The sequence below is a fragment of the Segeticoccus sp. genome (genome assembly GCF_035708005.1).
On sequence record NZ_DASSTI010000054.1, the window covers coordinates 21,987 to 35,145 of the forward strand.

The following is a 13,159-nucleotide window of genomic DNA, read 5'->3' on the forward strand; positions in this document are numbered from 1 at the left end:
GTGGTCCGGTCGGGCAGGGCGGTCAGCGGGTCAGGTAGCGGTAGCGGTGGTGGGTGCCGAACCCGAGCCGCTCGTAGGCCGCGCGAGCGGGAGCGTTGCCCTCCTCGACCTGCAGCCAGATCGACCGTATGCCGCGTGCTCGCGCCTCCTGCGCCAGCGCGGCGGTGACCAGCGTGGCCAGGCCCCGACGGCGGGCCGACGGCTCGACGTGGACGTTGGTGAGTCCGGCCCAGACGTGGGCGAAGGGTGCCCGCCCGATGGCCAGGACCGTCTCGGCGCCGTCGCGGACCTCGCCGAAGACCTGCTCGGGTGAGCCGGTGACCAGGTGCCGGAGCACCTCCGGGTCCGTGGGGCGGGTGCCGGCGGCCGTCGCCAGCCAGTCCTCCGACGGCTCCCGGGTCACGGCGATCGTCAGCCCGGCCGAACCGGCGGAACGGCGGTGTCGCTCCGCGACGTCGTGGGCGGCGCCGACCACCGTGCCCACGCTGGCGGTCATGGCCAGGGTCGACACCCGCTCCCGGTAGCCGCGCTCGCGCAGCTCCTCCTCCAGCTCGGGTTGCCCGAAGAGCGCGAACAGGGCCGGCAGCTCCCGCTCGGCATACCACTGCTCGGCCCGCTCGACCGCCGCACCGAGCGGTGTGCCCGGGTCGCCCAGCGGCAGAACGGAGTTCGCGCGTCGGGTGAAGCCGTGTGAGGCGCGCAGCAGCCAGCCGCCGAGGGCCTCGCGCTCGAGCGGCGGCCAGCCGTCGACCATCGCCCGCTCGAGGTCCTCCTCGGAGATGGCCCGGTGCGGCGCACCGCGGCGGGACGGTGGCGGCGGCACCTCCTTGGCGAGCAGCACGTCGCTGCGCGGAACCACCTGGCGGCCGCGGCGGGTCTCGAGCTCGACCGCCTCGGCGTCGAGCGCCTCGATCCGGCCGAGCGCATCGGCCGTCCCGGTCCTGGAGCGGTAGCGCACGACCGCCCGCATGCCCGGGCGGAGACGGTCCAGCGGGTGCTCAGCGCTCATGGGCCCATCATCGGTCCCGCAGGGGCGGGGCCGTGCAGCGGACCGACGTGCTGCCGGGCGGGAGCACTCGGCATACTAGGTGGGTGAGGCGGTGCGCGTGCACCGCGAACCCACGCACGCCCGCAGGAGGACCGACTTTCATGACGTACGTCATCGCCCAACCATGCGTCGACCTGAAGGACAAGGCCTGCATCGAGGAGTGCCCGGTCGACTGCATCTACGAGGGCGAACGAACGCTCTACATCCACCCCGACGAGTGTGTGGACTGCGGTGCCTGCGAGCCGGTGTGCCCGGTGGAGGCGATCTACTACGAGGACGACGTCCCCGAGCAGTGGGCCGACTACTACAAGGCCAACGTCGAGTTCTTCGACGACCTGGGCAGCCCGGGCGGCGCAGCCAAGCTGGGCATGATCCCCAAGGACCACCCGCTCGTGTCGGCGCTGCCGCCGCAGGAGCACGACGAGTAGTTGAGGGCGCTCCCCGACTTTCCCTGGGACTCGCTCGCGGCGGTGAAGCAGCGGGCCAGCACCCATCCCGGGGGACTGGTCGACCTGTCGGTCGGCACCCCGGTCGACCCCACACCCGAGGTCGTGCAGCGCGCCCTGGTCGAGGCGGCGGACGCGCCGGGCTACCCGCAGACGTGGGGGACCCCGGACCTGCGGGAGGCGGTCAGCGACTGGTTCGCCCGGCGCCGCGGCACGCCCGGTGTCGACCCGGACGGCGTCCTGCCCACGATCGGCAGCAAGGAGCTCGTCGCGTGGCTGCCCACGCTCCTCGGGCTGGGCGAGCGCGACATCGTCGCCTTCCCCGACATCGCCTACCCCACGTATGACGTGGGGGTGCGCCTGGCGGGGGCCGAGCCGCTGCCGATGCGCAGCCTCACCGGGCTCGGTCCGATGACGCGGGCCACGACGCCGAAGCTGTTGTGGCTCAACACTCCCAGCAATCCCACCGGTCAGGTGCTCGGCGTGGGACACCTGCGCAAGGTGGTGCTGTGGGCCCGCCAGCACGGCGTCCTCGTCGCGAGCGACGAGTGCTACGCCGAGCTCGACTGGCGGGACGGCGATGGTGCTGGGCCGGGGTCCGATGAGTTGACCACTCCGAGCCTGCTCGATCCGCGGGTCTGCGGGGGTGACCACCACGGCCTGCTCGTCGTCTACTCCGCCTCCAAGCAGAGCAACCTCGCGGGCTACCGCGCGGCCTTCGTCGCGGGCGACGTGGCGCTCGTCACGCAGCTGCTCGAGGTGCGCAAGCACGCCGGCATGATCGTGCCGTGGCCGGTGCAGCGGGCCCTGCTCGCGGCGTTGGGTGACGATGCTCACGTCGCCGAGCAGAAGGCGCGATATGCCGCGCGCCGCGAACTGCTGCGCCCCGCCGTGGAGGCCGCCGGCCTGCGGGTGGACCACTCCGAGGCCGGCCTCTACCTGTGGGCGACCCGCGGCGAGGACGCCGGTGAGACGGTCGCCTGGCTGGCGGAGCACGGCATACTCGCTGCGCCGGGGACCTTCTACGGCACGGCGGGCGGCAAGCACGTGCGCATCGCCCTGACGGCCTCCGACGAGCACATTCGGGAAGCCGCCCGGCGGCTGGCCGGGGTCACGATGTGATCCCGCCCTCTCAGGGCATGTGCAGATTCCCCTTGGCGCTGGGGTACCGTCGAGGGCGCTGACGTTGAGCCGACGATGAGGTCGGGCTGCTAGGAGGACGTACATGACGAACGACTCAGGGGCCACCCTGCGCTCCGGTGACAAGGAGCTCGATCTCCCGCTGGTGAAGGCCGTCGAGGGCAACGACGGCTACGACATCTCCGCGCTCATGAAGGAGACCGGGCGGGTCGCGCTCGACGTGGGCTTCGTGAACACCGCCTCGTGCCAGTCGCAGATCACCTACATCGACGGGGCCCAGGGCATCCTGCGCTACCGGGGATACCCCATCGAGCAGCTGGCCGAGCAGTCGACCTTCCTCGAGACCTCGTACCTGCTGATCCACGGTGAGCTGCCGACCGCGGCGCAGCTGGCGGACTTCGAGGAGCAGGTGCAGCGGCACACCCTGCTGCACGAGGACCTCAAGGGCTTCTTCGCCGGGTTCCCGCGCGACGCGCACCCGATGCCGGTGCTGTCCTCGGCGGTCTCGGCGCTGTCCACCTTCTACCAGGACAGCCTCGACCCGTTCGATCCCGAGCAGGTGGACATCTCCACGGTCCGGCTGCTGGCCAAGCTGCCGACCATCGCGGCCTACGCCTACAAGAAGAGCGTCGGCCAGCCCTTGCTCTACCCGGACAACCAGCACGGGCTGGTCGAGAACTTCCTGCGGATGACCTTTGGCCTGCCGGCCGAGCCGTACGACGTGGACCCGGACCTGGTCAAGGCCCTGGACATGCTCTTCATCCTGCACGCCGACCACGAGCAGAACTGCTCCACGTCGACGGTGCGGCTCGTCGGTTCCTCGCAGGCCAACCTGTTCGCGTCGATCTCGGCGGGCATCAACGCGCTCTTCGGCCCACTGCACGGTGGCGCGAACGCCGCCGTCCTCGACATGCTCGAGGGGATCCAGACCAGTGGCGGCGACGTCGACGACTTCGTGCGGCGGGTGAAGAACAAGGAGCAGGGCGTCAAGCTCATGGGCTTCGGCCACCGGGTCTACAAGAACTACGACCCGCGCGCCAAGATCATCAAGAAGACCGCCGACACGATCCTCGAGAAGCTGGGGCAGCGGGACGAGCTGCTCGACATCGCGATGAAGCTCGAGCAGGTCGCGCTCGAGGACGACTACTTCGTGGAGCGCAAGCTCTACCCGAACGTCGACTTCTACACCGGTCTGATCTACAAGGCGATGGGCTTCCCGACGCGGATGTTCACCGTGCTGTTCGCGATCGGGCGCCTGCCCGGTTGGATCGCCCAGTGGCGCGAGATGATCAACGACCCGCAGACCAAGATCGGGCGCCCGCGCCAGATCTACGTGGGCGAGTCCGAGCGCCAGTACGTCGAGATGGACAAGCGCTGACGAAGACCGACAGACGCTGACAAACGCTGAAGGGCCGTGGCACTGCCACGGCCCTTCAGCGTTTGCTGGGTCCTTGTGCGTCCGTGTGCGTTGGGGGCTGGGACGTGACCGGGCGGTGGACTTCTCGGGTCGCGGCTGGGGCGCCGGGTCAGCCGATCCGGATCCGCACCGTCGTCGGTGAACCGGCCGGCGTGGAGGCGGCCTGCCAGGTGGCCGCGCTCGTGTCCCGCGACCGCGTCCAGGTCTTGTTGCCCACGGTCACGGCGGTGATTCCTCGGGCATCGGCGTGCGCCACGGCCCAAGCCCCCGCCGTCCACGCCTTCGTGGCCGAGCCCGCCGCGACCTGCACCACGTGCGGGCCGCGGACCGAGGCGCCGATGCCGGTCTGCGTGGTCAGCTCCTGCGCGACGGTGGAGGCCGACGCGGCCGCGCCCGCCTCCACGCCCGCGAGCCGACAGCCGAGTCCGGCGGAGGACTGCCCGGTGAGCACGGAGGCGAGGGTGCGTCCCTCGGTCTCGTGGGCGGCATACGCCTCGGGGTAGCCGCTGCGCTGGATCTGCTGGGCGATCTCGGTGATCCGCTTGTGCTGGAAGTCCGGGATCTTGACCAGCTCGTCGTAGAAGCGGTTGCTGGCGTAGACCGGGTTCATGATCTGGTCCGCGGTGCCCCAGCCTTGGCTGGGGCGCTGCTGGAACAGGCCGAGCGAGTCACGGTCGCCGTAGCGCAGGTTGCGCAGCTTCGACTCCTGGATCGCGGTGGTGATGGCGATCGACGCCGCGCGCGGCGGTAGCCCGCGCTTCACGGCCACGCCCGCGATGGTCGAGGCGTTGGCCATCTGCTCGGGGGAGAAGCTCACCTGGGGGCCGCCCTTGACCGCGACCGCCACACAGGACGGGGGGCCGAAGTTCCTCACCAGGCCCGTGATCCCGGCATACCCGCCGAGCACGACCGCCGCGAACAGCACCAGCAGGAGGAAGCGCCCCATCCACCGGCGCCGGCCGCTGCGAGGGCGGTGCTCCTCGCTCAGGATCAGGCCGTCCTCCTCCCGGTGGTGGACGGCGTCGACTCGCCGACCCATCGAGTCAGGCGTTGGCGTGCAGGGCCGCGTTGAGCGCGATGCCGTGGCCGGTGCGGCCCAGCGCCTCGACGGCACCCGTCTGCGAGTTGCGGCGCAGCAGCATCCCGTCGCGGCCGCTCAGCACGGACGCCTTGACGACCTCGGTGTGGCCGTCGTCGCCGGTCACGGTCACCTTGGTGCCCGCGGTGACGTAGAGGCCGGCCTCGACGACGCAGTCGTCGCCGAGGGAGATGCCGATGCCGGCCTCCGCGCCCAGCAGGCAGCGCTCGCCGATGCTGATCCGCTCGGTGCCGCCGCCGGACAGGGTGCCCATGATCGAGGCGCCGCCGCCGATGTCGGAGCCGTCGCCGACCACGACGCCCTGGGAGATGCGGCCCTCGACCATCGAGGAGCCGAGCGTGCCGGCGTTGTAGTTGACGAAGCCTTCGTGCATGACCGTGGTCCCCTCGGCCAGGTGGGCGCCGAGGCGGACGCGGTCGGCGTCGGCGATGCGCACGCCTGCCGGCACGACGTAGTCGGTCATCCGGGGGAACTTGTCGACCCCGTGGACCTGGACCGGCCCGCGCTCGCGCAGCCGCAGGCGGGTGCGCTCGAAGTCGTCGGCGGCACAGGGACCGAGGTTCGTCCAGACCACGTTGGTGAGGACGCCGAAGATGCCGTCGAGCCTGATCGTGTTCGGCTGCACGAGCCGGTGCGAGAGCAGGTGCAGGCGGAGGTAGGCGTCGCAGGCGTCCTTCGGTGCGGTCTCCAGATTGACCTCGACCTGCACCAGCCTGCTGCGCACCTGCCGGGCCGGGTCCTCACCCTCGAGGGCTGCCAGGTCCACCGGCGCGGCATACGGGTCGGCCTCGGGAGCGACGCCCAGGGCAGGGGAGGGGAACCACACGTCGAGGACCCGGCCGTCCTGCGTCTCGGTGGCCAGTCCGTAACCCCAGGCGCGCTGCTCGCTCATGGCCCCAAGGGTAGGCGAGCGTCCCGACCGGTCCGTCAGCGCGGCCGGTAGCCTGCCCGCATGCCTGCCGGTATGCCGAGCACCCCCACCACCCGGCGTGAGCTGGACCTCGACTCCGACGTGGTGTCGCTCACGGCCGCCCTGTGTGACATCCCCTCGGTCAGTGGGGCCGAGGGCGAGCTCGCCGACGCGGTGGAGCGGGCGCTGGGCCGGTTGCCCCACCTGCGCGTGGTCCGGGACGGCAACACCGTCGTCGCCCGCACCGAGCTCGGCCGGCCCGAGCGGGTGGTCCTCGCCGGCCACCTCGACACGGTCCCGCTCACGGACCCGCCGAACCTGCCCACCCAGCGCCGTGCCGGCGAGCTCTGGGGCCGCGGCACCGTGGACATGAAGGGCGGGGTGGCGGTGCAGCTGCGGCTCGCCGCCGAGCTGGCCGAGCCGAACCGCGACCTGACCTACCTGTTCTACGACTGCGAGGAGGTCGAGGCGGCCCGCAACGGCCTCGCCCGCCTCGCCCGGAACGCCCCGGAGCTGCTCGAGGCCGACTTCGCGGTGCTGCTGGAGCCGACCGACGGTGGGATCGAGGGGGGCTGCAAGGGCACCCTGCGCGTGGAGGTCGCCACCGTGGGCGTCGCCGCCCACTCGGCGCGGCCCTGGAACGGGCGCAACGCGATCCACGCCGCCGCTCCGGTGCTGCAGCGCCTCGCCGACTACCAGCCGCGCACCGCCACCGTGGACGGCCTCGACTACCACGAGGCGCTCAATGCCGTGGGCATCCGCGGCGGCATCGCAGGCAACGTCATCCCGGACGCGTGCGTGGTCACCGTGAACTACCGGTTCGGCCCCGACCGGACGCTGGCGGAGGCCGAGGAGCACGTGCGCACCCTCTTCGAGGGGTATGCCGTGACGGTCACCGACGGTGCCGAGGGCGCCCGCCCCGGCCTGCGGCTGCCCACCGCGCGCTCGTTCGTCGAGGCACTCGCCCTGCCCGTGACCGCGAAGCAGGGCTGGACCGACGTGGCGCGGTTCTCGGCGCTGGGGGTGCCGGCGGTGAACTTCGGCCCGGGCGACCCCAACCTCGCCCACCACGACGAGGAACGCTGCCCGGTCGAGCAGGTCGAGCAGGCCGAACAGTCCCTGTTGCGCTGGCTCCGGCGCGCGCCGGCCGCGGCGTCGACCTAGGGTCGAGGTGTCCACGCAGCCTGAGGAAGGACCGATCGACATGGGCCTCGACGACAAGATCAGCAACCAGGCGGAACAGGCCAAGGGAAAGGCCAAGGAAGCCGCCGGCGACGCCACGGACAACGAGCAGCTCCAGGCGGAGGGCAAGGGCGACCAGGCCTCCGGTGACCTGAAGCAGGCCGGCGAGAAGGTGAAGGACGCGTTCAAGGACTGACCGCCGACTGCGACGGGACGGGACGCCCTCTGGGTAGGTTGGGCCGGTGACTGACTACGGCGACTTCACCGCCAACCCGGAGGGCGCCTCCACGAACGGGGCCGAGGCCGAGCGCGAATACCGCACCGGCCCGGTGACGTTGCGGGGCAAGCGCGTCCCGAAGACGACCACCGACCAGCGCCTGCTCGACAACGTCGGGCGCGCCGACTGGCTGCACACCGACCCCTGGCGGGTCATGCGCATCCAGAGCGAGTTCGTCGAGGGCTTCGGCGCGCTGGCTGAGCTGGGTCCGGCGATCAGCGTCTTCGGGTCGGCCCGCAGCAAGCCCGGCAGCCACGAGTACGACCTCGCCGAGGAGGTCGGCCGGCGCGCCGTGGAGATGGGCTACGCGGTCATCACCGGCGGGGGACCCGGATCGATGGAGGCGGCCAACAAGGGGGCGCTCGAGGCCGGCGGGTCGTCGGTCGGCCTCGGCATCGAGCTGCCCTTCGAGCAGGGGCTGAACCGCTACGTCGAGCTGGGCGTGAACTTCCGCTACTTCTTCGCCCGCAAGACGATGTTCGTCAAGTACGCCCAGGGCTTCATCGTCCTGCCCGGCGGCTTCGGCACCCTTGACGAGCTGTTCGAGGCGATCACCCTGGTGCAGACCCGCAAGGTCACCAAGTTCCCGATCGTGCTGCTCGGCACGGACTTCTGGCAGGGCCTGCTCGACTGGGTGCAGGGCACGCTCCTCGAGGCCGGCACGATCAGCCCGAAGGACGTCTGCCTCGTGCAGGTGACTGATGACCCGGCCGAGGCGGTCCGTCTCGTCCACGAGGCCGAGCGGGTCACCGACGCCGCCGCCAAGCCCGCCGAACGCCCGGAGTGAGCCCAGCGCGTCGATCGTTGCGCCGGATCGGTGTGCCGGATCGGTGTGCCGGATCGTTGCGCCGGATCGTTGCGCCGGATCGGTGTGCGGTTCCGACTGCCATGACGACCAGAAGCGCACAACGATCGCGGACGACGATGCACGCCGGCCGGGTCAGCCGAGCGCGCGCCGCGCCTCCACCGGTATGCCGGTGCGCAGCCCCCTGACCATGTCGAGCGCCAGTCGTGTGGCGCGCACGTCGTGCGCCCGGACGAGCCGGACCCCCTCCCAGGCCGCGACGGCCGTCGCCGCGAGGGTCCCGGGGAGCCGTTCGGACTTCGGGCCGTGGAGCCCGAGCGTCTCGGCGATGAACTTCTTGTTGGACACCGCCAGCAGCACGGGCCACCCCGTCGCGACGAGCTCCGGCACCGCCCGGGTCACCGCGAGGGAGTGGTAGGTGTTCTTGCCGAAGTCCTGTGCCGCGTCGATGAGCAGGCCGTCCTCGCGCACCCCCGCGGCGAGGGCCCGCTCGGTGAGCGCCCGCAGGTGCGCCACCGCGTCGGCGACGACATCGGCATACCGCACCCGGTGTGGATCGGTGCGGGGCCCGTGCCCGCCGGTGTGGGCACACACGTAGGCGGCCCCGTGCCGGGCAGCGGCGCGCATCACGTCGGGGTCGTGCCCTCCCCAGGCGTCGTTGACGAGGTCGGCGCCGGCGGCGCAGGCGGCGTCGGCCACCTCGGCCCGCCACGTGTCCACGCTGATGACCAGGTCGGGCCAGCGCTCGCGCACGGTCGCGACGAACGGCACCACCCGCTCGATCTCCTCCGCGGGGCTCACGTCCGGACCCGGACCGGCCCGCACACCACCGATGTCGACGGCGTCGGCGCCGTCGGCTATCGCCCGCTCGACCGCGGACAGGGCGGCGGCGTCCTCGACGTAGGCACCGTGGTCGAAGAAGGAGTCCGGCGTGCGGTTGACGATCGCGAGCAGGCCGGTCTCCCCGGGGCGGAAGACCCGCCCACGCAGGACGAGGTCGTGGGCGGCAGCGGACGCGGAGGGCATGGGACGATCATGACGTGATCGTCCTGCTCGTCGTCATCGTGGTCGTGCTCATCGGCCTGACCGCGGCCGCCGTGGCCGGTCGGGTCGGCGCCGGCACCCCGCCACCGGTGTCCACGCAGTCCTTCCAGCCGCTGCCGCCGGGAGAGCTCGACGCCGAGGACATCGCGGACCTGCGCTTCGACCAGGCGCTGCGCGGCTACCGGATGGACCAGGTCGACGGGGTGGTGGAGCGGCTTTTCGAGGAGATCCGGCAGCGGGACACGGAGATCGCCGAGCTGCGCGGCAGCGCCGAGCGCTGAGCACCGGTGGCCGCCTTCGACCTCCGCCGCGTCGTGCCGGCGCCGGTTCCGGTGGTGTGGCAGGTGGTCACCGACTTCGGCGGCTACGGCCGCTTCATCCCGCTGACCACCGTCCGCACCGACCCGGGACCACCCGGGCAGGGCTGGTGCTTCACGGGATTGACCGGGCTGGGCCAGCTGCGACTGCCGGACACGATGCGGTTGACCCGGTGGCGACCGCCCGTCCACGCCGCGGCGCCCGCGGCGTTCACGGTCGTCAAGACCGGCCCCCTCCTCGCCGGCTGGGCGGACGTCCAGGTGTCACCGCACCCGCAGGGCAGCCTGGTCCGCTGGCAGGAGGAGATCGTCCCCCGGCCGGTGGCCCTCGGCCGGCTGACCGCTCCGCTGCTCGACCGGGGCAACGCCGCGCTCTTCCGGCACGCCCTGGCACGGATGGCCGCCGAGGCGAGCCCGGGCGGCCGGTAGCGCCGTCTCGGTGCATGAGACGAGAGGTGCTGGGTAGAGGTCTGAGCCCCTGCAGTCCCGCCGAAGGGTGACCCCATCCGGCCATGAGCACGCTCGCCGACACGACCACCACGCACGACCACCACGGGTCCGGCGAGCTGAACAGGGGCCAGTTGGCGCGCGAGCTGCAGCAGGTGGTCCGCGGTGAGGTCCGCTTCGACGAGGCAAGTCGCCACCTCTACGCCAACGACGCCTCGATCTACCGCTTCGTGCCGGCCGGCGTGGTCATCCCCCGGGACGAGGAGGACGTGGTCGCGGCGGTCGAGGTCTGCCGGCGCCACCACGCGCCGATCCACGCCCGCGGCGGCGGCACCGGCCTCGCCGGCCAGACGGTGAACACGGGCGTGGTCTTCGACTTCTCGAAGTACATGAACCGGATCCTGTCGGTCGACGCCGAGGGCCGCACCGCGCGCGTCCAGCCCGGCGCCATCTGTGACGATGTGCGCAAGGCCGCCTTCGAGCACGGCCTGACCTTTGCCCCGGACCCCGCCACCCACGACCACAACACGCTGGGCGGGATGATCGGCAACAACTCCTGCGGCACCCACTCGGTCTACGGCGGCAAGACCGTCGACAACGTCCTCGAGCTCGACGTCCTCCTGTATGACGGCACCCGCCTCACGCTCGGGGTCGGCGAGGAGCAGCGCCTGCAGGAGATCATCGACGGCGGGGGCCGCCGCGGGGAGATCTACGCCGGCCTGCGGGACCTGCGCGACGAGTACGGCGACCTGATCCGGCAGCGCTACCCCGACATCCCGCGCCGGGTCTCCGGCTACAACCTCGATGACCTGCTGCCGGAGAAGGGCTTCAACACGGCGCGGGCGCTGGTCGGCTCCGAGAGCACCTGCCTGCTGGTGCTGTCGGCAACCCTGCGCCTCCTGCCGTGGCCGCCGAAGCACACGCTCGTCGCCCTGGGCTACCCCGACTCACCGGCGGCCGCGGAGCACGTGGTGGAGGTGCTCGACACCGACCCGATGGGGCTGGAGTTCTTCGAGTACGGCGTGCTCGACAACCTCCACCGCAAGCACTTCCCGACCCCGGGGGAGGACGAGCTGCCACCCGGGCACACGTTCGTGTTCGTCGAGTACGGCGGCCAGACCCAGGAGGAGTCCGACGCCGCCGCCCGGCGCCTCGTCGACCGGCTGCAGCAGCTGCAGGACCGATCCACCGCCAAGGTCATCAGCGACCCGGAGGTCCAGGACGACGTCTGGGAGCTGCGCAAGGGGGCGATCGGGTCGACGAAGATCCCCGGCGAGCACGCCGGTTACGCCGGGTGGGAGGACGCCGCCGTCCACCCGTCCCGGTTGAGCGACTACCTGCGCGACTTTCGGTCGCTCGTCGACGGATACGGCTACCACACGGTGCTGTTCGGACACTTCGGCCAGGGCTGCATCCACAACCGGCTCGACCTCGACATCGCCACCCAATCGGGGATCGACACGTTTGGCCGGTTCCTCTCCGACGCCGCCGACCTCGCGGTCCGCTACGGCGGGTCCCTGTCCGGTGAGCACGGCGACGGGCAGCTGCGGGCAGCCTTCCTGCCGCGGATGTTCGGGCCCGAGCTGGTCACCGCGTTCGAGCGGTTCAAGGACCTGTTCGACCCCGACGGGGCGATGAACCCCGGCAAGGTCGTGCGGCCGAACTCGCCCGTCGACGACCTGCGCGAGGGGGTCGACTACCGGCCTCCCGACCTGACCACCCACTTCAGCTTCGCGGAGGACGGCGGCTGGGCCGGTGCCGCCGACCGCTGCTTCGGCGTGGGCAAGTGCCGCCACCTGGAGGGCGGCACGATGTGCCCGAGCTTCATGGTGACCCGGGAGGAGAAGCACTCCACCCGGGGGCGGGCCCGCATGCTCTTCGAGATGATGCAGACGGCGGGGGAGCGCAGCGACCCCTGGCGCGACGAGGGCGTCAAGGACGCCCTCGACCTGTGCCTGGCCTGCAAGGGCTGCAAGGGCGACTGCCCCGTCCGCGTCGACATGGCCACCTACAAGGCGGAGTTCCTGTCCCACTACTACGAAGGGCGGCTGCGCCCGCGAACCGCCTACGCGATGGGCCTGATCCAGCAGTGGGCGCGTCTCGCGTCGATCGCTCCGCACCTGGTCAACCGGCTCGGCTCATGGTCCCTGACCGCGCCGCTGCTCAAGGCCGTGGCCGGTGTCGCGCAGGACCGCCAGGTGCCGCAGTTCGCGGGCCACACCTTCCGCGCGAGCCTGGACCGCTCCCTGCTGGGCGGTGCCGGCGCCCCGGTCCTGTTGTGGGCCGACACCTTCACCAACCACTTCCAGCCGCAGGTCGCCGAGGCCGCGGTGCGGGTGCTGCGCGCGGCCGGGTTCGCCGTGCAGGTCCCGGACCAGCACCTGTGCTGCGGCCGGCCGCTCTACGACTACGGCATGCTGCCCACGGCCCGGCGCTACCTGGAGCAGGTGCGCGACGCGCTGCGGCCGCAGATCGAGGCCGGGGTGCCGGTCGTGGGGCTCGAGCCGTCGTGTGTCGCGGTCTTTCGCGACGAGCTGCCCGGGATGCTGCCGGAGGACCCGCTCGCCCGTCGGCTGGCCGACCAGACGCTCACGCTCGCCGAGCTGCTGGGCCGGTATGCGCCGAGCTGGCGTCCGCCCCGGCTGGACCGGAAGGCGCTGGTGCAGGTGCACTGCCACCAGGGCGCGGTCATCGGCTTCGACAGCGAGCGTGCACTGCTCGAGCGGACCGGTCTCGACCTCGAGGTCCCGGACAGCGGATGTTGCGGCATGGCAGGCAGTTTCGGTTACGAGGCAGGGGAGCGGTATGACGTCTCGATCGCCTGTGGCGAGCGGGTCATCCTCCCGAAGGTGCGGGATGCCGCAGCGGACACGCTGATCCTCGCCGACGGGTTCAGCTGCCGCGAACAGATCGAGCAGAACACCGACCGGCAGGCGCTGCACCTCGCGCAGGTGCTCGACCTCGCGATGAACGGCGATGACCCTGCGTTGAACGGCGATGAACCCGCGATGAACCAGGAGGACTGAG

At 71.8% G+C, this 13,159-nt stretch carries 13 protein-coding genes; 9 read left to right on the forward strand and 4 right to left on the reverse strand.

The genetic code is table 11. The annotated features are described in order from the left end of the window. Positions 1–22 precede the first annotated feature (22 nt). Positions 23–1,009 (reverse strand): GNAT family N-acetyltransferase, encoded by a 987-nt coding sequence (locus VFL99_RS06070; RefSeq protein WP_325105437.1) that lies wholly within the window; start codon positions 1,007–1,009, stop codon positions 23–25. Between the two features lie 140 nt (positions 1,010–1,149). On the opposite strand from VFL99_RS06070, the gene fdxA reads away from it, so the two are divergent. The 3 genes from fdxA (at position 1,150) to VFL99_RS06085 (ending at position 4,012) form a co-directional block, all read left to right on the forward strand. After that, positions 1,150–1,476: a ferredoxin gene (gene fdxA / locus VFL99_RS06075; protein WP_325105438.1), complete on the forward strand. Its 327-nt coding sequence runs from the start codon at positions 1,150–1,152 to the stop codon at positions 1,474–1,476. Continuing rightward, the gene (dapC, locus tag VFL99_RS06080) at positions 1,477–2,616 is read left to right on the forward strand and encodes a succinyldiaminopimelate transaminase (RefSeq protein WP_325105439.1); all 1,140 of its coding nucleotides are present in this window, start codon (positions 1,477–1,479) and stop codon (positions 2,614–2,616) included. It abuts the gene before it with no gap. Between the two features lie 103 nt (positions 2,617–2,719). After that, positions 2,720–4,012, forward strand: coding sequence for a citrate synthase (locus VFL99_RS06085; RefSeq protein ID WP_325105440.1), 1,293 nt, complete (start codon positions 2,720–2,722; stop codon positions 4,010–4,012). Positions 4,013–4,160: 148 nt separating this feature from the next. Here the strand turns inward: VFL99_RS06085 and VFL99_RS06090 are convergent, their stop codons facing one another. Further along, entirely contained in the window at positions 4,161–5,090 is a 930-nt protein-coding gene (locus VFL99_RS06090; RefSeq protein ID WP_325105441.1) for a hypothetical protein, read from the reverse strand. A 4-nt stretch (positions 5,091–5,094) separates the two neighbouring features. Then, on the reverse strand, positions 5,095–6,042 hold the full coding sequence (gene dapD / locus VFL99_RS06095) for a 2,3,4,5-tetrahydropyridine-2,6-dicarboxylate N-succinyltransferase (RefSeq protein WP_325105442.1): 948 nt from the start codon (positions 6,040–6,042) through the stop codon (positions 5,095–5,097). A gap of 60 nt (positions 6,043–6,102) precedes the next feature. Between dapD and dapE the strand changes: the two genes are divergently transcribed. From dapE to VFL99_RS06110, 3 genes are read left to right on the forward strand one after another with little or no spacing between them, the layout of a single operon-like run. Next, positions 6,103–7,224, forward strand: a complete 1,122-nt coding sequence (gene dapE / locus VFL99_RS06100) for a succinyl-diaminopimelate desuccinylase (RefSeq protein ID WP_325105443.1) — start codon at positions 6,103–6,105, stop codon at positions 7,222–7,224. A gap of 40 nt (positions 7,225–7,264) precedes the next feature. Beyond that, positions 7,265–7,438: a CsbD family protein gene (locus VFL99_RS06105; protein WP_325105494.1), complete on the forward strand. Its 174-nt coding sequence runs from the start codon at positions 7,265–7,267 to the stop codon at positions 7,436–7,438. Between the two features lie 46 nt (positions 7,439–7,484). Further along, positions 7,485–8,306 (forward strand): LOG family protein, encoded by an 822-nt coding sequence (locus VFL99_RS06110; protein ID WP_414713724.1) that lies wholly within the window; start codon positions 7,485–7,487, stop codon positions 8,304–8,306. 153 nt (positions 8,307–8,459) lie between these two features. On the opposite strand, the gene folP is transcribed toward VFL99_RS06110, so the two are convergent. After that, positions 8,460–9,350 carry a dihydropteroate synthase gene (gene folP / locus VFL99_RS06115; protein ID WP_325105444.1) on the reverse strand — a complete coding sequence of 297 codons (891 nt, stop codon included), beginning with the start codon at positions 9,348–9,350 and terminating at the stop codon, positions 8,460–8,462. 14 nt (positions 9,351–9,364) lie between these two features. On the opposite strand from folP, the gene VFL99_RS06120 reads away from it, so the two are divergent. The 3 genes from VFL99_RS06120 (at position 9,365) to VFL99_RS06130 (ending at position 13,158) form a co-directional block, all read left to right on the forward strand. After that, entirely contained in the window at positions 9,365–9,649 is a 285-nt protein-coding gene (locus VFL99_RS06120; RefSeq protein ID WP_325105445.1) for a DivIVA domain-containing protein, read from the forward strand. A 6-nt stretch (positions 9,650–9,655) separates the two neighbouring features. Next, the gene (locus tag VFL99_RS06125) at positions 9,656–10,114 is read left to right on the forward strand and encodes an SRPBCC family protein (protein ID WP_325105446.1); all 459 of its coding nucleotides are present in this window, start codon (positions 9,656–9,658) and stop codon (positions 10,112–10,114) included. Positions 10,115–10,197: 83 nt separating this feature from the next. Beyond that, positions 10,198–13,158 (forward strand): FAD-binding and (Fe-S)-binding domain-containing protein, encoded by a 2,961-nt coding sequence (locus VFL99_RS06130; protein ID WP_325105447.1) that lies wholly within the window; start codon positions 10,198–10,200, stop codon positions 13,156–13,158. The last annotated feature ends 1 nt before the right edge of the window (position 13,159 follow it).